This is a genomic window from Rathayibacter sp. AY1C9 (assembly GCF_002932315.1).
In the GTDB taxonomy this organism is placed as follows: Bacteria; Actinomycetota; Actinomycetes; order Actinomycetales; family Microbacteriaceae; genus Rathayibacter.
Window position 1 is genome coordinate 22,605 of record NZ_PSVZ01000019.1, and the last position, 17,392, is coordinate 39,996.

A 17,392-nucleotide genomic window follows, 5' to 3' on the forward strand; every position below is an offset into this window, starting at 1 on the left:
GGGAGTTGAGCCCCGCACGCTCAAGTTTACGCATCCGTCGTCTCGCGTCAAGTCCGGAGGCGAGAAGTTGAGTCGCATCGGCTCAACTCTCGGACTCACGGGTCCCGCCGCTTCCGGCCGTTCACCTCCTCCCCCTACGGTGGGCCCATGACGACGCGCACCGGCCGCTGGCCCGTCCTCGCCTGGGGCCTGTGGGACTGGGGCGGATCGGCCTTCAACGCGGTGGTGACCACCTTCGTCTTCACCGTCTACCTGACCACCGACGGGCTCTTCGGCACCTCGAGCGGAGTCTCGGCCGCGCTCGGCTGGTCCCTCGCCGCCGCCGGCGCGGTCGTCGCCGTCATCGCGCCGATCACCGGCCGCCGGGCCGACCTCGGCGGGCGCCGCCGGCTCTGGCTCGGGATCCACTCCGCCGTCGTCGTCCTCTGCATCCTGCTGATGTTCCTCGTGCGCCCCGACCCGGCCCTCCTCTGGCTGGGACTCGGACTGCTCGCGGTCGGCACGGTCTTCTTCGAGTTCGCGAGCGTCAACTACAACGCGATGCTCCTCCAGGTCTCGACCCGGGCGACCATCGGCCGCGTCTCCGGCTTCGGGTGGGGCATGGGCTACGTCGGCGGGATCGTCCTGCTGCTGATCGTGTACTTCGGCTTCATCTCGCCCGAGGTCGGGCTCTTCGGAGTGACGGGGGACGACGGCCTCGACGTGCGCGTCTCGATCCTGGTCGCCGGCGTGTGGTTCGCCGTCTTCGCCCTCCCGGTGCTGGTCGCGGTGCCGGAGACGCCGGCGCGCGCGAGCCGGGCGGAGCGCGTCGGCGTGATCGCCTCCTACCGCGCGCTCTTCGCGCAGGTCGCCGGCCTCTGGCGCGAGAGCCGCAGCACCGTGGCCTTCCTCATCGCCAGCGCGGTGTTCCGCGACGGGCTCACCGGGGTCTTCACCTTCGGCGGCGTGCTGGCGCAGGGCACCTTCGGCTTCGACGCCGGCGAGGTGATCCTCTTCGCCATCGCCGCGAACGTCGTGGCCGGAGTGGCGACCATCTCGGTCGGCGCGCTCGACGACCGCATCGGCCCCAAGGCCGTGATCGTCGCCTCGCTCATCGGCCTGGTCGTCTGCGGCACCGCCGTCTTCGTCCTGCACGACGGGGGGAGCACGGTGTTCTGGATCTTCGGCCTGCTGCTGTGCCTGTTCGTCGGCCCGGCGCAGTCGGCGAGCCGCAGCTACCTCGCCCGCCTCATCCCGGAGGGACGCGAGGGCGAGATCTTCGGCCTCTACGCGACCACCGGGCGGGCGGCCTCGTTCCTCGCGCCCGCCGCCTTCGCAGCCGCCGTCTCGATCGCCGCGGCCGTCTCGGGCAGCGGCGAGGCGAACGTGCAGTACTGGGGCATCCTCGGGCTCGTCCTCGTCCTCGCCGTGGGGCTGGTGCTGCTCCTGCCGGTGCGCCGCCCGCCGGCCACCGCCCCCGTCGTGCCGGAGCCGCGGCTCGCTCCGCCCGCCCGCCGGGACTGACGAGGCCCGTCCCGCGGGAGACGCGGGCGAGGCCCCTCCCCGCGCGCCGCCGGCCGCGGATCAGACCGTGGCGATCCAGAACACGATCAGCAGGAGCGTGACGAGGAAGCCGGTCAGGAAGTTCAGCGCGAGGAAGCGCTTCCAGCCCGCATTCGCCCGCTCCGCCTCGGCGTCCTCGAGCGACCGGTACGGCCAGATGCTCACCGCGTACGGCACCGCGAGGATCGCCGCGAGGGTCCCCGGCCAGGGCAGCAGGAGCAGGAGCAGGCCGCTCGCGACGTAGGCGGCGATGGCGAAGCGCGTGGTCGCCTTCGCTCCGATCACGGTCGCGATCGAGCCGATGCCGCCCGCGCGGTCGGCCAGGATGTCCTGCACCGCGCCGAAGGCGTGGCTCGCGATCCCCCAGAGGAAGAACGCCACGAGCAGCGCCACGAGAGGTCCGGTGACCACGGTGCCCGCGAGGGCGATCCCGTAGACGGCCGGGCTGACGAAGTGGGTCGCCGAGGTCAGCGAGTCGACGAACGGGCGCTCCTTGAAGCGGAGCCCCGGCGCACTGTAGGCGATCACGGCGAAGACGCTGATCGCGAGGACCAGCCACGAGACCGGTGACCCGAGCAGCACGAGCGCCACCAGGAACGGCACGTTCGTGGCCACCGCCGCGATCAGCGTCGCGCGGTGCTCGCTCCGGTCGAGCACGGCGCCCTCGACGCCGCCCTTGCGGGGGTTCCGCAGGTCGGACTCGTAGTCGAAGACGTCGTTGATCCCGTACATCGCGAGGTTGTAGGGGATGAGGAAGTAGATCGTGCCGAGCACGAAGGCGAGGTCGATCTCGCGGGTGGTCAGCAGGTACGCCGCCGCGAACGGGTAGGCGGTGTTGACCCAGCTCAGCGGGCGGCTCGAGACGAACAGCGCGCGCAGCCGGTTCACGGCTCGCTCCGACGACGCGAGGGCAGGAGCACCCAGAGCGCCGGGAGGGCGAGGGCCGCGGCGATCGCGTAGGCGAAGTCCTCGATCGGAGCGACGCCGATCCGGATCCCCGAGATCAGGTCGTCGTCGTAGGCGACCAGCAGGCCCACTCCGATCATGATGTTGTCGAAGACGGCGGTCATCACCAGCAGCACGGCGAGCGTGCCGAGGACGGCGGGCAGGCGCAGGACGCGTCGGCGCAGCGCGAGCAGCAGCAGCACCAGCACCACCGCGAGGAACACGGCGTTGAGGAGGAGGTAGGTCACGCGCGCGCCTCCGCCCGCCGGGAGACGCGCTGCGAGAGGAAGCCGTGCACGTCCATCGTCAGGTAGCAGAGCAGGGTGAGGAAGAGGACCTCCTCGACCGGGAGCTCCGGCGCGATCTGCAGGCCGGTCATGTAGGAGGTCTCGCCGCGGAAGAAGACGCCCAGGCCGATCCCCACGAGGTCCCAGACCAGGAAGAACGCGACTCCCCCGGGCAGCACGATCGCCGCGCGTCGCGCGTCCGCCCAGAAGAACAGCCGGAAGCGGCGGTCGAGCACGATCATCCCGGTGATCGAGACGAGGAGCGCGAGCAGGTAGAGGATCCCCACGCCTACTCCCCCACGGCGACGGGCGCGACCGGAGCGGACGGCGCCTCCCGCACGGGCAGCGGCTCGGTCGACACGTCGCCGCGCACGCGCTTGAGCATGACCTCGGCGCTGATGATGCACATCGGCAGGCCGATGCCGGGGATCGTGGAGCTGCCGGCGAAGAGCAGGCCGTCGACGTGCCGGCTGACGTTCCCGGCGCGGAAGAAGGCGCTCTGCGAGAGGACGTGGGCCGGTCCGAGCATCGAGCCGCGCCAGGCGCCGAGGTCGCTCTCGAAGTCGGCCGGGCCGATGGTGCGGCGGACGACGATCCGCTCGGCCAGGTCGGTCGCGCCGGTCCAGGACGCGATCTGCGCGATGGCCTGGTCGGCGATGGCCTCGACGCGCGCGTCGCCCGCGCCGTCGACTCCGCCGTGGCCGATCGAGGTGTCAGCGGGGATCGGCACGAGCACGAACAGGTTCTCGTGCCCCTCCGGAGCCGTGCTCGCGTCGGTCGCGCTCGGGCGGCAGACGTAGATCGACGCGGGATCGGGGACGGTCGGGTGCTCGCCGAAGATCTTGTCGAAGTTGTCGCGCCAGTCCTTCGTGAAGAGCAGGGTGTGGTGCTCGAGCTCGGGCAGCTCCCCGCGCACGCCCAGGAGGACGAGGACGGCGCTCGGGCCGGGCTCGCGCTTCTCCCAGTAGGCGGGCGGGTAGGTCCGCAGCTCCTCGGGGAGGAGCGACTGCTCGGTGGTGAAGAGGTCGGAGGCGTTGACGACCAGGTCGGCGGGGATCCGCTCCGTGCCGTCGGGGCCCGTGAACTCGACTCCGACGACCTCGGCGCCGCGGCGTCGGCCGCGGGGCGAGCGGGCGGTGAGGATCCGCGTCGCGGGCGAGGACGTGCGGACGGTGACGCCGGCCTCCTCGGCGACGTCGGCGACCGCCTCGATCAGCTTCGTGAATCCGCCCATCGGATAGAGCACGCCGTCGGCGAGGTCGAGGTGGCTCATCAGGTGGTACATGCTCGGCGCGGCGAACGGCGAGGAGCCGAGGAAGACGGCCGGGTAGCCGAGGATCTGGCGCAGCCGGTTGTCGGTGACCGCCGTCGCCGCGAACGTGTCGAGCGGAGTGAGCAGCAGGCGGCCGAGCCTCCCGGTCCGGCTGAGCACGTCGCGGCGCAGCAGCGGGAGGAAGGACGAGAAGCTCGTGTAGAGGAAGCGGCGCTTGGCCATCTCGTAGGTGTCGCGCGCGGAGTCGAGGTAGGCGCGCATCCGCTCGCCCGCTCCGGGCTCGATGCTCTCGAAGAGCGCGAGGTTCGACTCGAGGTCGGCGAGCACGTCGATCGGCTCGTCGACGCCCTCGCTGTAGACCCGGTAGCCGGGGTCGAGCGTGACGAGGTCGAGGCGCTCCTCGGCGCTGGTGCCCATGAGGCGGAAGAAGTGGTCGAACACCTCGGGCATCAGGTACCAGGAGGGACCGGTGTCGAAGCGGAAGCCCTCGTGCTCCCACGAGCCGGCGCGGCCGCCGACGGCCTCGCGCGCCTCCAGGAGGGTCACGTCGTAGCCGTCGCGCGCGAGCAGCGCGGCGGAGGCGAGTCCGCCGATCCCCCCGCCGATGACGACGGCGCGGTGCGGGCCGGTCCTCGAGCGGGTCGCGCGGACGGGGCCGGGGCCCAGGCGCGGGCCGAGCGTCGACACGGCCGCCTTGGCCGCGAGCGCCGCCTTGGCGGCCGTGGGCACGCTGACGCGGGCGCGGAGGAGCTCCTCGGCGGGCGTCGCGCGGATCCGGTCGGCCAGGGCGGCGAAGAGGGAGTGGGCCAGCAGGACCGCGCGCCGGCTGGAGCGCGGGAGCTCGGGCACGATGGCGGCGGCTTCGGCGAGATCGTCGTCGAGGTCGGCGAGCAGCGAGGCCTTGTCGCGCTCGGAGAACGCCCGCGGGTCGACTCCGGGGAAGTAGCTGCGGCCGAGGCCGTCGACGTCGGCGGCGAGATCGCGGAGGAAGTTGACCTTCTGGAACGCGGCGCCCAGGCGGCGCGCTCCGGCCACGAGCCGCGCGCGGGCGGCCTCGGAGACGAGCCCCGCGTCCGGCGCCGCGAGGAACACGTGCAGGCACATCAGCCCGACGACCTCGGCGGAGCCGTAGACGTAGGCCTCGAAGGACTCGGGGGTGTGCTCGGTCTCGCGGAGGTCGGCGCGCATCGACGCGAAGAACGGCCGGGTGAGCTCGGTGCCGAATCCGGTCGCCCGCGCGGTCCGCGCGAAGGCGTGGATCACGAGGTTGGAGCTGTAGCCGGAGGCGAGCGCGCGCTCGGTCTCGGCCTCGAAGGCGTCGAGGGACTCCTCCACCGCGGCCCGGTCGAGACGGGCCTCCTCGGCGACGCCGTCGACGATCTCGTCGGCGACGCGCACGAGGGCGTAGACGTCCTCCACCCGCTCGCGGACGCCCGGGGCGAGCAGGCGCGTGGCCAGCCCGAAGGAGGTGGAGTAGCGGCGGATCACCTGCGCGGACGACTCGTGCGCGACGCGGTCGTACAGTTCGCTCTGGCGGCTCATCGTGCCACCGTACGGGGGCTCGGCCGGGCGGAGCGCATCGTCGCGCGCATCCGCGCGTGGCGGACAGCGCTCATCGGGTGCGCCCGACCACGCTGGCCACGAGCGGGCGGACCTCGTTGCGGAAGGCCTCCGACACCGCGGGCGTCTCCAGAGCCGCCCAGGCGCGATCGGCGAACTGGTTCGCGAGCCCCTCGGCGTAGCTGCGGGCGCCGCACTCCTCGAGGATGCCGCGCACCTTCTCCGCGGTCTCGGGCGCGAGGTGCTCGTCGCCGATCAGCGCCTCGATGTCGGGCCAGCAGTCCGTGCCGGCCGCGTGGGCGATGAGGACGGTGCGCTTGCCCTCGCGGAGGTCGCCCAGCGTGGTCTTGCCGGTCTGCCCCTCCGAGCCGAAGACGCCGAGCAGGTCGTCGACGATCTGGTAGGCGATGCCGATCCAGCGGCCGAACTCGCCGAGCGCGTCCACCGCGGCGTCCGAGGCCCCGGCGAGGATCGCTCCGGCCTGCAGCGGCGCCTCGAAGGAGTAGACGGCCGTCTTGAGGCGCTCCATCTCGAGCACCTCGTCGACCGAGGGCATGCCCGGCATGAGAGAGAAGTCCACATCGGCCAGCTCACCCGCGGCGGAGGCGAAGACGGCCTCGTCGAGCAGGGTGAGCAGGCGGGCCCGCACGCCGTCGGAGGCGCCGACGCCCTCGACGAGGCGGTGGGCGCCGGTGAGGGCGAGGTCCCCGGCGATCACGGCCACCGAGGTGCCCCGGTGCTCGGCGATCGGGATGGAGAGGCCCGCGGTCGTCGCCTCGTCGCGGTAGCTGCCCGAGACGTTCGGGCCGCCGCGGCGCACGAAGTCGCGGTCGATCACGTCGTCGTGCACGATCAGCGCGGTGTGCAGCAGCTCGAACGCCGCGCCGAGATGGGCGGCGGCCTCCGGATCCTGGCCGCCGTGGGCCTCGTACGCCGAGATCACCATCAGCGGGCGGAAGCGCTTGCCGCCGCGGGTGTTGGCCTCCAGCGTCTGCCAGAGGGTCAGGTAGCGGGGTCCGAGACGCACCGCCCGGGACCTCGCCAACGAGAAGAACCTGTCCAGGACGGCATCGACGTGCTCCTGCCTCAACCGGGACAGAACCACGGGGTCGCGCGTATCCACGTGGGAAGGCTAACAAAGGGGAGAACCAGGACGATAAGCCGGCTGATGTGTTGCGGCGTGCTTGACTTGCGGGTATGACTTCGCCAGCCGCCACTGTGCAGACGGACCGGATCGAGCAGGTGGTCCTCCTCGACGAGGCCGGGAACGCCGTGGGGGTCGCCGACAAGGCGACCGTGCACGACACGGCCACTCCCCTGCACCTCGCGTTCTCCTGCCACGTCTTCTCCCCGGACGGCGCGCTCCTGGTGACCCGCCGCGCCCTCGAGAAGCGCACCTGGCCGGGCGTCTGGACCAACTCCTTCTGCGGGCACCCCGCCCCGGGCGAGCGGATCGAGGACGCCGTCGTCCGCCGGGCCGAGCGCGAGCTCGGCGCCCGGCTGGCCACGCTGGAGGTCGCCCTGCCGGACTTCCGCTACCGCGCGGTCGACGCGTCCGGCGTCGTCGAGAACGAGATCTGCCCCGTCTATACGGCGACGCTGTCGAGCCGCGACGCCCTCGATCCGCGCCTCGACGAGGTCATGGACTACGAGTGGGTCGACGCCGAGGCGACGCTCGCCGCTGTCCGCTCGACCCCCTGGGCGTTCTCCCCCTGGCTCGTGCTGCAGCTCCCCCGCCTGCTGGGCTGACCCCCGCGCCCTGATCCCTGCGCCGGAGTCAGTCGGTGTAGACGTCCGTGCGGTGGAAGTTGAGCGCCGACCGCGACGCGGTCGGACCGCGCTGGCCCTGGTACCGCGAGCTGTACTCCGCCGAGCCGTAGGGCTTCTCGGCGGGCGAGCTGAGGCGGAAGAAGCACATCTGGCCGATCTTCATCCCCGGCCAGAGCGTGATGGGGAGCGTCGCGACGTTGCTGAGCTCGAGGGTGACGTGGCCGGTGAAGCCCGGATCGATGAACCCGGCGGTCGAGTGGGTCAGCAGTCCGAGCCGTCCGAGCGAGCTCTTGCCCTCGAGGCGCGCCGCGATGTCGTCCGGCAGCGACACCTCCTCGTAGGTCGAGCCGAGCACGAACTCTCCCGGGTGGAGGATGAACGGCTCGCCCTGCGGCGTCTCGACCAGGCGGGTCAGCTCGGGCTGGTCCTCGGCCGGATCGATGTACGGGTAGCGGTGGTTGTCGAACAGCCGGAAGAAGCGGTCGAGGCGCACATCGACGGACGACGGCTGCAGCATCGACGGATCGTGCGGGGCGAGCCCCACGCGGCCGGAGGCGAGTTCGAGCGAGATGTCGCGGTCGGAGAGGAGCACGCTGCGATCCTAGGGCGTGGCGCGACCCGGGGCATGGGCCGGCTCCGGGCCTTGCTACGATGTCCTGGTGCGCCCGAGCGGCGCCGCGCGAGTGTAGTTCAATGGTAGAACTTCTGCTTCCCAAGCAGATGGCGCGGGTTCGATTCCCGTCACTCGCTCTCCTCCCCCCCCTCGTCTGCGGCCGGTCCTCCGGCCCGACGCGAGCGGCTCCTCCTCCGGCCCGACGCGAGCGGCTCCTCCTCCGGCGCTGCAGCGGCGTCCGTCAGCGCAGCGGCGTCCGGCAGCCCCGCGGTGTCCGTCAGCCCAGCAGCGGCAGCCGCCCGACGATCCTGTCGATCCGGTTCCTCGGCCCCACCAGGCTGACCGCGAGGTACTGCAGCTCGTCGGAGCCGCTCGCCGCCACCGCCTCCCGGTACTCGTCGTACACCCGGGTGGCCTGCGCCGACGCGGGCATGTCGGCGACGAACGTCCCGTCGTGCGCCTCGGCCTTCGCGCGGATCGCGAGCAGGGTCGCCGCGTCGGCGGCGAGGACCGTGCAGCCGGCCCACGGCAGACCGGGATGCAGCGATCCGGACGCGTCGGCGGGGCTCGGTCCGAGCAGCCCCGCGACGTGCGCGGCCGTCGCGGCGCCCACGCAGATCGCGGCGTTCACGGCGCGGCCGGCGGGGAGGGACTCGTCGACGACGACCACCCACTTGAGGCGGGCCGAGCGGGTGGGCGCGGCGGTGTCGATCTCGTCGGGGTGGAAGCCGACGGCGTCGGGGGCGGGGATGGTCATGATGCTCCTCGGTTCGTGCGCAGTGACGTCACGAACAGTAGGCAGGAGGGCTCCCCTTCGGCAGGATCTCCGTATGAACGACCAGCAGAACGGCCCAGGAGCGGCACTCGACGAACTCGACGTCCGGATCCTGCAGGTCCTGCAGTCGGATGCACGGATCACGAACCGTGACCTCGCAGCCGCCGTGCACGTCTCGCCGACCACCGCCCTCGACCGCACGAGGAGCCTCCGGCGCCGCGGCGTGATCACCGGCGCGACGCTCACTCTCGACTTCGCGGCCCTCGGGCGCGGCGTGCAGGCGCTGATCGCGGTCCGCATCCGTCCGCCGTCGCGCGAGATCATCGAGGCCTTCCGCGACTGGGTCGCCGGCCTCGACGAGACGGTCGGCGTGTTCGTCACCTCCGGCTCGGAGGACTTCATCATCCACGTCGCCGTCCGCGACAACCAGGACCTCTACGCCTTCGTCATCGACGAGCTGACGCAGCGCCGCGAGGTCGCCGACGTGCGCACCTCGGTCGTCTACGAGCACTTGCGCGAGCAGGTGGTCCTGCCGCTGGAGCCGCACGGTCGCGCGGAGCGGTGAGGCGCCCGCGCGGCGTTTCGACGCGACACGCCGGGCGGATCCGCGGCAGCGCGCGGGATCGCGGGACGCAGAGGGCAGGGTGGAGGGGTGACAGAGCTCGTCCAGATCCCGTCGCCGGGCGTCGCCCTCGAGTACGGGCACCCCGGCCGGCCCGTGGTGGTCGTGCTGCACGACGTGTTCGGGCGCCTGCCGTGGCTGGAGCCGTTCGCCGAGGCCGTGGCGAAGCACGGCTACCACGTGCTCGTGCCCGACCTCTACGACGGCTGGGCCACGCTCGCCCCGGAGGACGCGCGCGACCTCGCCGCGATGGCCGCGCAGGACCGCACCCTCGCCGCCGTCGCCGAGGCGGTCGGCACCGGAGTCGCGGCCGGGGCGCCGCGCAGCGCCGTCATCGGCTTCGGCTTCGGCGGCCGCCTCGGGCTGCTCGCCGCGGGCACCGGGCTCGTGGACGCGGTGGTCGCGTACTACGCCACCATCGGTGGGGAGGAGCACGTGCTGGTCCCGTGCCCCACCCTCCTGCACTACGCGCAGAGCGACGAGTGGCCCGCGGGCGACGACCCGGAGTCGTTCGTCGGGCGGCTGAAGGAGTCGGGGACGCCGGTCACGGCGCACACCTACCCGGACACGCAGCGTCACTTCGCGAACGGCAACCTGCGCGACGCGGTCAGCCCCGCCTCCGCGGCGCTCGCCTACGCGCGGACGCTCTCGTTCCTCAATCCCCAGCTCATCGACACCTGAGCTCAGCCCTGCACGTCGTGCAGGTGGTGCTGGACGTCGTGCAGGTAGTAGCGGGCGATCGTGTTGACCGTGAACGCCGCGCCGTCGCTGCGGCGGCCTCGGCGCTGCCACTGGGCACCGGCGACGGAGTCGAACACCTCGGCGATGCGCTCAGCCGCCTCGACCAGCTCGCGGCCGACCGTCGCGGGGTCCTGCTGGTCGTAGCGCTCCTCCACGGCGGTGACGTCCTGGTCCCAGTTGGGGTAGAGCGGGTCGTCGCCGGCGAGCATCAGCTGCACACGGGTGCGGTAGATGCGGTGCACGTCGCGCACGTGCGCGGCGTACTCGAGCGGCGACCAGGTCTCGTCGTCGGGCCGGCCCGCCGCGTCGTCGCGGTCGAGCACGTAGGGCCAGGCGGCGGCGTTCTCGCGGATGAGCTCGGCGACCTCGTCGGCGTCGACGAGCGAGGCGTCGAAACCGCATTCGAGGCACGGGCGCTCGAGGACCCAGGTCCAGTCCTTGGTGTCGGGAGTGATCGGCATGGCACCAGAGTAGGGCGCCGCCGGATCAGCAGCGCGTCGGGGTCCCCTGCACGGCGCCGCGCTCGCCGTCGGCCGTCCACGGGAGCTGGGGCAGGCCCTCGGCTCCCGCCGCGGCTCCCTGCTCGACCGCGATGGCGGCCAGGGTGCGGGCGACCGTCGCGGCGAAGTCCCCGCCGGGCGTCGAGCTGTTGATCGAGACGGCCACGGTCAGGCCCGAGACCGGGTCGGAGTACGCCGCGGTGACGAAGCCGGGCGCGAGGCCCGAGAAGCCGCGGAGGGGTCCCGCCTCGTGCCCGCCGAGCCCGGCGCGGAGGTAGTCGGCGCGGCCCTGGCCCTGGACGACCGGGTCCCGCCACATGGCGTCGTCCGCGGGATCGGCCGCGAGACCCGTCGCCAGCCGCCGGAGGTCCTCCAGATCGGTCAGTGCTCCGCCGGCGGCGCCGAGGGCGGACGGGGACGCGGCGGTGACGTCGAGGCGCACGTCGCAGCGCTTCTCCCCGGTCGCCGGGTCGAGCGCGACCGCATAGCCGCGGGGGGACGGAGCGGGCAGGTCGACCTCGGAGGCGCCGGGCAGCTCCGTGCTCCGCAGCCCGTACCGCGGCACCACGTACTGGTCGTAGAGCTCCCCGATGCTCCGACCGGTCACCTGCGCGGCGACGATGCCGGCGAGCAGCGGACCGGTGGCGGAGTCGGACCACGCCGCTCCGGGCTCGGCCGAGGCGCCGCGCACCTGGGCCGCGGCGAGCAGCTCGAGCGTCGGCCACTGCCGCGGGGGGTTCTGGAGCACGGTCGGCCAGAGCGCCGAGCGGAAGTCGGCCAGGCCGGAGGTGTGCGCGCAGAGCTCGCGCAGCGTGAGGCCGTCGATGCCGGGCAGGGAGCGCAGCGTCTCGCCGACGTCGGCGTCGAGGTCGACCCGGCCGGAGTCGGCGAGGGCGAGGACCACGTCGCAGGTCATCGCCTCGGTGCCGCCGGTGCCGAGCCGCAGGTGCGCGTCGGTGGTGAGGGCGGTGGTGCGCTCGTCCGACTCCCAGCCGACCGCGCCCTCCCAGCTGCCGCCCCACGGCGACCAGACCCCGGCGACCGCTCCGGTCGCGCCGGCGACGCCGACCGTCTCGTCGAGGAACCCCGACAGGGCGGAGGCGAGCTCCTCCGACGCCGCCTGCGCGGGAGCCTCCGCCACGCGCGAGGCGGCGGCGGGCGTGCAGCCGGCCAGTGCGAGCACGAGGACCGGGACGACGAGCAGCCCCGTCCGCGTCCGTCTGCGAGATCCCATGCCGTGCGACTCCCCCGTCGTCTGCGAACGGCACCACTGTACGGGGGCTCCGTCGGGCCGGAGAGGGCCGCTGAGCGCGCGATCGCGATTCGTGTCCTGACCGTGACCGGCGGAGTCCACCCCGTTCCCAAACCGGCAGGCGCCGGGTTACGAAGAGAGGGAGTACAGCGCAGAGGCGCTGCTCGAAGGAGGTAAGAGACCATGCGCAGATCCCCCAATCGACTGCTGGCGACTCTCTTCGGAGCCGTCTACGTCGTCGTCGGGCTCCTCGGCTTCGTCGTGACCGGAGGCGTGCAGTTCCTCTCTACCGAAGGCGGGCTCCTGCTCGGCGTCTTCGAGGTGAACCCGTTGCACAACATCGCCCACCTGCTCATCGGAGGCGCGCTGCTGATCGCGGGTTTGTCGACCGTCGCCGCGGCGAAGACCGTCAACGTGACCGTCGGAGCGGTGTACCTGCTGCTCGGCATCGTCGGCTTCTTCCTGGTCGACACCGCCCTGAACGTGCTGGCGCTGAACACCGCCGACCACTTCCTGCACCTGGCCAGCGCGCTGGTGCTCCTGGGAGTCGGACTCGGCACCGAGAAGACGGCGAGGACGCGCACCGCCGCGACCGCCTGACCCGGGCGGCACCCGCCGCCCCCCTCTACTCCGTCCGCCGTGGGCCCGCCGTTTTCCGCGGCGGACGGACTGAACGGCCCCGGACGACACGATGCGGTGTGTCGATCCGGGGCCTCCTCTTCTTCCCCGATCCAGCGAAGGAGCCGCCATGACCACCGTGGCCCGCTGCAACGCCGCTTTCGCCGGACTCGGCGCCGGGCTCATCCACCTCTCGCTCGCCGCCGGCGGCGAGGGCGCGCAGGCCCCGGTGATCGGGGTGCTCGGTGCCGTCGAGATCCTCTGGGCGGTCCTCGTCCTGGCGCGCGGCCGGATCGTCGTGCCGCGCTCCGCGCTGGTCGTCGCGGTCGCCTCCCTGGCGGCGTTCGCCCTCGCTCTGGCCCTCGGCGCACTCGCCGAGCCCCTCCCCGCGCTGGCCGCCGCGGTCCTCCAGCTGATCGCGGTCGCCGTGGTGGCCGTCTCGCTCCGCTCTCCGCGCGTAGAGGAGAAGGCCGTCTCGCCGTCGCGAGCTCTCGTCGGACTCCTGGCCGGCGCGCTCACCGTCTCCGCCCTCGCCACCCCCGCCATGGCCGCCTCCTCGGGCGGCTCGGGCGACATGGGCGGGATGATGCACTCCGTCGTCGACGGCGGACACGGGCACTGACGCCCTCTGGTCCCGGCGGCCCCGCTCGGCTAAGGTAAGGCGGACCTCAGTCGCCGAGGGAGGCCACCGTGTCGAACGTCATCCCGTTCTCCGAGGCCCTGCGCCTGCGCATCGGGCAGTCCGGCGCGGACGACGAGGGCGCCGCCTTCATGACCTCGCTGATGACCGGCTCCGGCAGCCGCGACGACTACATCGCGCTCATCTCGCAGCACTACTTCGTCTACGAGGCCCTCGAGGCCGTGGCGGAGGACATGGCCGGCGATCCGGTCGCGGAGCCCTTCCTCTCGGCCAAGCTCACCCGGCTCCCCGCGATCGCGGAGGACCTGCGCTTCCTCGTCGGCGAGGACTGGCGGGAGCGCATCCGCCCGCTGCCCTCGACCAGCGCCTACGTCGACCGGATCCGCATCGTGGCCGCGGGTTGGAGCGGCGGCTTCGTCGCCCACCACTACACGCGCTACCTCGGCGACCTCTCCGGCTGCGCGATCGTCCGCGGGCTGCTGCAGCGGCGGTTCGGCTTCGAGACCAACGGCGTCGGCTTCTTCCTCTTCGGCGAGATCGCCGCACCGTCGGCCTTCCGCGCCACCTACCGCGAGCAGCTCGACGCCGCGGGCTGGGACGAGGAGGAGCGCGAGCGGGTCATCGCGGAGGTCGCGGAGGCGTACCGGCTGACGACGGAGCTGTTCCGCGATCTCGCCCGGACCTGCGCGGCGGCCTGAGGGCCTGCTCCGACCTCCTCCGCGGGGCGTCAGTCCGCGGACGCCTCCGCGACGGCGGCCGGCTCGGCTCGCCGTTCGGACATGAAGCGCAGCACGTCCTTGTCGACGATGATGTCGCTCGGCCGGAGCGGCCGCGTCAGGTAGAGCCCCTCGAGGCTCGTGATGCGGCTGAGCGCCACGTAGGTCTGCCCGGGGGCGAAGGCGCGCTGCCCGAGGTCGACCACGGCGGAGTCGTAGGTCTTGCCCTGCGACTTGTGGATCGTGACCGCCCACGCCAGGCGGAGCGGGAACTGCGCGAACTCGGCGACGATCTCGCGGGTGAGCTTCTTCGTCGCGGCGGAGTAGGAGTAGCGGTAGCGCTCCCAGGTCGCGGGCTCGACCTCGTGGACCTCGCCGTCCACCTCGACCCACACCGTCCCCACGACCTTCGTCACCCGGCCGATGGTGCCGTTCACCCAGCGCTGCTCGGAGTCGTTGCGCAGGAACATCACGTGCGCGCCGATCTTGAGCTCGAGGTTCTGGTCCGCTGGATAGGCGCGCCCGCCGAAGTCGCCGCTGATCTCGGCCGACGCGGTCTTCAGCGGGCCCTTCAGCCGCGCGAGCGCCGCCTGGTTGATGCGGTTGACCGTGTCATTGCGGGTCGCGAGCGTGATCGCGTCGTCGGCCGGAGGCGTCCGCGCGCCCGCCGCGTTCAGCACGTCGGCGATCTCCTTCGTCACCATGCCGAAGCGGACCGCGTTGAGCATCCACTTGAAGCGCTCGTCGCTCTGCCGGTGGATCCGGCCGAGCTCGACGATCCGCAGCGGCGCCTCCTGCCAGACGAGGGCGTCGAAGAACCACAGCGAGCGGTAGCGGTCGGCGAAGTAGGCGCGCTCCTCCGGATCGCCGGGAACGGGTGCGAGCTGGAACGGGTCGCCGAAGAGGACGACCTGCACGCCCCCGAACGGCTCGGAGCGCCGCTGCCGCGCCTGCCGGAGGCTGCGGTCGATCCCGTCGAGCAGGTCCGCGTTGACCATGGAGATCTCGTCGATGACGAGCGTGTCGATGGTGTTGAGGAGCTTGCGCAGCTCGGGCGGCTGGTCGAGGTCGGAGTCGGCGATGACGCCGATCGGCAGTCGGAAGAGCGAGTGGATGGTCTGGCCGCCGACGTTCAGCGCCGCGACGCCGGTGGGGGCGCAGATGACGATCTGCTTGTCGGTGTTCCAGCTCAGGTGGTTGAGCAGGGTGGACTTGCCCGTGCCCGCCCGACCCGTGACGAACAGGTGCTCGCGCGTGTTCTCGATGAGGTCGAAGACCCGCTGCTGCTCGTCGGAGAGGGTCGGCTGAGTCACCGCTCCACTGTACCCGCGGGCCGCCGGGACCCCGGGGCCCGGGCGCGGATCAGCCGCGCTTCTGGAGGGCGGCCAGGCGGTCGTTGTAGGCCGTGAGCTCGGCCTCTCCGGTGCGGTCGGCCTGGCGGTCGCGGCGCTTGGTCTCGCGGGCGTCGGAGCGGCTCCACATCATCGCGACGACGATCGCGAGCGCGAGGGTGGGGATCTCGCCGATGCTCCACGCGATGCCGCCGGCCGCCTGCTGATCGGCGAGCGCGGAGGTGCCCCAGCCCATCGCTCCGTACCAGTCGGCGAGGAGCAGCCCCTCCCCCGTCATCAGTGCGAGGCCGAAGAAGGCGTGGAACGCCATGGTGCCCAGCAGCAGCAGGAGGCGCATCGCGTAGGGCACGCGGTGCACGCTCGGGTCCACTCCGATCAGGACGCTGACGAAGAGGTACCCGGTGATCAGGAAGTGGACGATCATCCACTCGTGGCCGATGTGGTCCGTGGTGGCCCAGCGGAACAGCGGGGAGTAGTAGAAGCCCCAGAGCGACCCGACGAACAGCAGGGCGGCGACGATCGGGTGCGAGATCGCGGTGGCGAAGCGCGAGTGAACGGCGAGCAGCACCCACTCGCGCGCGCCGCGGGAGCCGTCGGTGCGGCGGGCGGCGGCGCGGGCGATGAGCGTGACCGGTGCCGCCGGGACGAGCAGCAGCGGCACCGCCATGGTGAGGACCATGTGCGAGAGCATGTGGGCGCTGAACAGGTACTTCTCGTACGCGTTCACCCCGCCGTTCGTGATGTAGGCCAGGAGGAGCATGCCCGCGATCCAGAGGATCGTGCGGTGCAGGGGCCAGCGGTCGCCGCGGCGGTGCAGGCGCACCACTCCGGCGACGTAGAACGCGATGGCGAAGGAGCAGACCAGGAGCCAGACCAGGTCGATGTTCCAGAGCGTGAGGAAGTTCATCGCGCTCGCGGGCGGCGGCAGGGGCTCGCCCGTCAGCAGCTGGGCCGGGGTCGGATCCGTGAGCTGGCTCGCGGCGATCTGGTCGACCGGGGTCGCGGTGCGCGCGAGCGCCGCGGCGACTCCGGACGCGATACCCATGAAGGCGATCTCGGCGCCGACCAGCCACCAGAAGCTGCGGCCGCCGACACCGCCGGCCTTCCGCATCCGCTCGATGAGATAGCGGCGCTGCAGCACGCCGAACAGGCCCAGCGCGACCAGCGCCGCGACCTTGACCAGCACGAGGATCCCGTAGCCGGTCAGCAGGTTGTCGAGGGTGGCGAGCCGGAGCTCGGCGCTGACGTAGCCGGACGCCGCGACCACGACGAAGCTCACGAGCGCGAGGCTGGAGTAGCGCTCGATCACGGGCAGCAGGCGGGAGCCGCCGAGCAGGGGCCGCAGGGCGATGACGGTGATGAGGCCGCCCAGCCAGATCGCCGCGAAGACGAGGTGCAGGCCCAGCGCTGTGACGGCGGCGTCGTGCCCGCTCGCTCCCGCCGCGTGCCCCTGCTGCGCCATCGGCAGCAGCGTGAGCAGGGCCAGGCCCGTGACGAAGACGAGCGCGGTCTGGTTGCGGACGGCGAAGCAGAGGACGGTGACGACGGCCGCGAGCAGCGTCGTGATGAGCCAGGCCTGGCCGACCTCGATGCTGCCGATGAAGTAGCTGAGCTTGGTGCCGAAGTCGCGGTCGAGGCTCAGGGGCGTCTGCGTGACGTTGAGGAAGGTGAGGAACCCGGTCACCGCGCTGGCCGCGGCGAAGAAGGCGGCGCTGGCGGCGGCGACGTCGAGGGCGATCGAGAACTCGGTGCGCGGCTCGGGCGCGGCCTCGGCGGGCGCGGGGCTCGCGGGGGCGACCGCGGTGCGCGTCGATCCGGCGCGGGAGGAGGACTGGTCGCCGCGCGAGGAGGACTGACCGGCGCGCGAGGAGGCGTGAGCGGTCGAGGCGCGGGACGAGGATCGGGCGTCGCGGGCGGCAGCGGCGCGGGGGCTCAGCGCGAACAGCGTCAGCACGAGCGAGCCGATCATCCCCGCGGCGCCGAGATTGACGGCCAGCTTGGCGATCGGGAGGCCGTAGCGGACCACGGGGCCGGGATCGTTCAGCAGCGGAGCCGCGGCTCCCCCGCCGAAGGCCAGGGCCGCGAGGAGGGCGACGAGCGCTGCGGCGACGAGCACGAGCGCAGGGCCGACGATCCGGACGGTTCGATTCACCGGTCCAGCCTACGTTCCGCGGCTGATCGGCAGC

18 protein-coding genes and 1 tRNA gene are annotated in these 17,392 nt (G+C 72.6%); 8 read left to right on the forward strand and 11 right to left on the reverse strand.

Translation table 11 applies throughout. The annotated features are described in order from the left end of the window. Positions 1-147: 147 nt before the first annotated feature. Positions 148-1,503, forward strand: a complete 1,356-nt coding sequence (locus C5D09_RS12635; protein ID WP_104269443.1) for an MFS transporter — start codon at positions 148-150, stop codon at positions 1,501-1,503. Between the two features lie 60 nt (positions 1,504-1,563). On the opposite strand, the gene C5D09_RS12640 is transcribed toward C5D09_RS12635, so the two are convergent. The 5 genes from C5D09_RS12640 to C5D09_RS12660 all read right to left on the reverse strand — a co-directional run bounded on the left by C5D09_RS12640 (position 1,564) and on the right by C5D09_RS12660 (position 6,634). Further along, on the reverse strand, positions 1,564-2,430 hold the full coding sequence (locus C5D09_RS12640) for a prenyltransferase (protein ID WP_104222892.1): 867 nt from the start codon (positions 2,428-2,430) through the stop codon (positions 1,564-1,566). Beyond that, positions 2,427-2,735, reverse strand: coding sequence for a lycopene cyclase domain-containing protein (locus C5D09_RS12645; protein WP_104222893.1), 309 nt, complete (start codon positions 2,733-2,735; stop codon positions 2,427-2,429). The genes C5D09_RS12640 and C5D09_RS12645 overlap by 4 nt, the downstream gene beginning before the upstream one ends. Beyond that, on the reverse strand, positions 2,732-3,061 hold the full coding sequence (locus tag C5D09_RS12650; protein WP_104269444.1) for a lycopene cyclase domain-containing protein: 330 nt from the start codon (positions 3,059-3,061) through the stop codon (positions 2,732-2,734). The genes C5D09_RS12645 and C5D09_RS12650 overlap by 4 nt, the downstream gene beginning before the upstream one ends. A 2-nt stretch (positions 3,062-3,063) precedes the next feature. Next, the gene (gene crtI, locus C5D09_RS12655) at positions 3,064-5,589 is read right to left on the reverse strand and encodes a phytoene desaturase family protein (RefSeq protein ID WP_104222895.1); all 2,526 of its coding nucleotides are present in this window, start codon (positions 5,587-5,589) and stop codon (positions 3,064-3,066) included. A gap of 70 nt (positions 5,590-5,659) precedes the next feature. Further along, positions 5,660-6,634 carry a polyprenyl synthetase family protein gene (locus C5D09_RS12660; protein ID WP_244229492.1) on the reverse strand — a complete coding sequence of 325 codons (975 nt, stop codon included), beginning with the start codon at positions 6,632-6,634 and terminating at the stop codon, positions 5,660-5,662. A 170-nt stretch (positions 6,635-6,804) separates the two neighbouring features. Here C5D09_RS12660 and idi point away from each other — a divergent pair, with 170 nt between their 5' ends. Continuing rightward, the gene (gene idi / locus C5D09_RS12665) at positions 6,805-7,356 is read left to right on the forward strand and encodes an isopentenyl-diphosphate Delta-isomerase (RefSeq protein WP_104222897.1); all 552 of its coding nucleotides are present in this window, start codon (positions 6,805-6,807) and stop codon (positions 7,354-7,356) included. A 28-nt stretch (positions 7,357-7,384) separates the two neighbouring features. On the opposite strand, the gene dcd is transcribed toward idi, so the two are convergent. Further along, the gene (gene dcd / locus C5D09_RS12670; RefSeq protein ID WP_104222898.1) at positions 7,385-7,969 is read right to left on the reverse strand and encodes a dCTP deaminase; all 585 of its coding nucleotides are present in this window, start codon (positions 7,967-7,969) and stop codon (positions 7,385-7,387) included. A gap of 87 nt (positions 7,970-8,056) precedes the next feature. On the opposite strand from dcd, the gene C5D09_RS12675 reads away from it, so the two are divergent. Continuing rightward, a tRNA-Gly gene (locus tag C5D09_RS12675) sits at positions 8,057-8,127 on the forward strand. A 140-nt stretch (positions 8,128-8,267) separates the two neighbouring features. Here the strand turns inward: C5D09_RS12675 and C5D09_RS12680 are convergent. Further along, a complete protein-coding gene (locus C5D09_RS12680) occupies positions 8,268-8,747 on the reverse strand; it encodes a DUF2000 domain-containing protein (RefSeq protein ID WP_104222899.1) in 480 nt (159 codons plus the stop codon). Between the two features lie 73 nt (positions 8,748-8,820). On the opposite strand from C5D09_RS12680, the gene C5D09_RS12685 reads away from it, so the two are divergent. Continuing rightward, positions 8,821-9,330, forward strand: coding sequence for an Lrp/AsnC family transcriptional regulator (locus tag C5D09_RS12685; RefSeq protein WP_104255349.1), 510 nt, complete (start codon positions 8,821-8,823; stop codon positions 9,328-9,330). An 87-nt stretch (positions 9,331-9,417) separates the two neighbouring features. Next, entirely contained in the window at positions 9,418-10,068 is a 651-nt protein-coding gene (locus tag C5D09_RS12690) for a dienelactone hydrolase family protein (RefSeq protein ID WP_104269445.1), read from the forward strand. Positions 10,069-10,070: 2 nt separating this feature from the next. Here the strand turns inward: C5D09_RS12690 and C5D09_RS12695 are convergent, their stop codons facing one another. Both C5D09_RS12695 and C5D09_RS12700 read right to left on the reverse strand, forming a co-directional pair. Next, positions 10,071-10,589: a DinB family protein gene (locus C5D09_RS12695; RefSeq protein ID WP_104269446.1), complete on the reverse strand. Its 519-nt coding sequence runs from the start codon at positions 10,587-10,589 to the stop codon at positions 10,071-10,073. Positions 10,590-10,614: 25 nt separating this feature from the next. Next, positions 10,615-11,862, reverse strand: coding sequence for a serine hydrolase (locus C5D09_RS12700; protein ID WP_104233075.1), 1,248 nt, complete (start codon positions 11,860-11,862; stop codon positions 10,615-10,617). Positions 11,863-12,063: 201 nt separating this feature from the next. On the opposite strand from C5D09_RS12700, the gene C5D09_RS12705 reads away from it, so the two are divergent. From C5D09_RS12705 to C5D09_RS12715, 3 genes are all read left to right on the forward strand, one after another. Continuing rightward, positions 12,064-12,480: a DUF4383 domain-containing protein gene (locus tag C5D09_RS12705; protein WP_104222905.1), complete on the forward strand. Its 417-nt coding sequence runs from the start codon at positions 12,064-12,066 to the stop codon at positions 12,478-12,480. A 148-nt stretch (positions 12,481-12,628) separates the two neighbouring features. Beyond that, positions 12,629-13,120 carry a hypothetical protein gene (locus C5D09_RS12710; protein WP_104269447.1) on the forward strand — a complete coding sequence of 164 codons (492 nt, stop codon included), beginning with the start codon at positions 12,629-12,631 and terminating at the stop codon, positions 13,118-13,120. A gap of 68 nt (positions 13,121-13,188) precedes the next feature. Continuing rightward, on the forward strand, positions 13,189-13,836 hold the full coding sequence (locus tag C5D09_RS12715) for a heme oxygenase (biliverdin-producing) (RefSeq protein WP_104269448.1): 648 nt from the start codon (positions 13,189-13,191) through the stop codon (positions 13,834-13,836). Between the two features lie 29 nt (positions 13,837-13,865). On the opposite strand, the gene C5D09_RS12720 is transcribed toward C5D09_RS12715, so the two are convergent. Further along, positions 13,866-15,167, reverse strand: coding sequence for an ATP-dependent RecD-like DNA helicase (locus C5D09_RS12720; protein WP_104269449.1), 1,302 nt, complete (start codon positions 15,165-15,167; stop codon positions 13,866-13,868). Between the two features lie 49 nt (positions 15,168-15,216). Continuing rightward, on the reverse strand, positions 15,217-17,358 hold the full coding sequence (locus C5D09_RS12725) for a bifunctional copper resistance protein CopD/cytochrome c oxidase assembly protein (RefSeq protein ID WP_258067000.1): 2,142 nt from the start codon (positions 17,356-17,358) through the stop codon (positions 15,217-15,219). Between the last annotated feature and the right edge of the window lie 34 nt (positions 17,359-17,392).

What these genes read in the sequence shown, in the direction of transcription:
- C5D09_RS12635 (WP_104269443.1), top strand. Translation starts at nt 148, where the DNA reads ATGACGACGCGCACCGGCCGCTGGCCCGTCCTCGCCTGGGGCCTGTGG.
- crtI (WP_104222895.1), bottom strand. Translation starts at nt 5,589, where the DNA reads ATGAGCCGCCAGAGCGAACTGTACGACCGCGTCGCGCACGAGTCGTCC.
- idi (WP_104222897.1), top strand. Translation starts at nt 6,805, where the DNA reads ATGACTTCGCCAGCCGCCACTGTGCAGACGGACCGGATCGAGCAGGTG.
- C5D09_RS12680 (WP_104222899.1), bottom strand. Translation starts at nt 8,747, where the DNA reads ATGACCATCCCCGCCCCCGACGCCGTCGGCTTCCACCCCGACGAGATC.
- C5D09_RS12685 (WP_104255349.1), top strand. Translation starts at nt 8,821, where the DNA reads ATGAACGACCAGCAGAACGGCCCAGGAGCGGCACTCGACGAACTCGAC.
- C5D09_RS12695 (WP_104269446.1), bottom strand. Translation starts at nt 10,589, where the DNA reads ATGCCGATCACTCCCGACACCAAGGACTGGACCTGGGTCCTCGAGCGC.
- C5D09_RS12700 (WP_104233075.1), bottom strand. Translation starts at nt 11,862, where the DNA reads ATGGGATCTCGCAGACGGACGCGGACGGGGCTGCTCGTCGTCCCGGTC.
- C5D09_RS12705 (WP_104222905.1), top strand. Translation starts at nt 12,064, where the DNA reads ATGCGCAGATCCCCCAATCGACTGCTGGCGACTCTCTTCGGAGCCGTC.
- C5D09_RS12710 (WP_104269447.1), top strand. Translation starts at nt 12,629, where the DNA reads ATGACCACCGTGGCCCGCTGCAACGCCGCTTTCGCCGGACTCGGCGCC.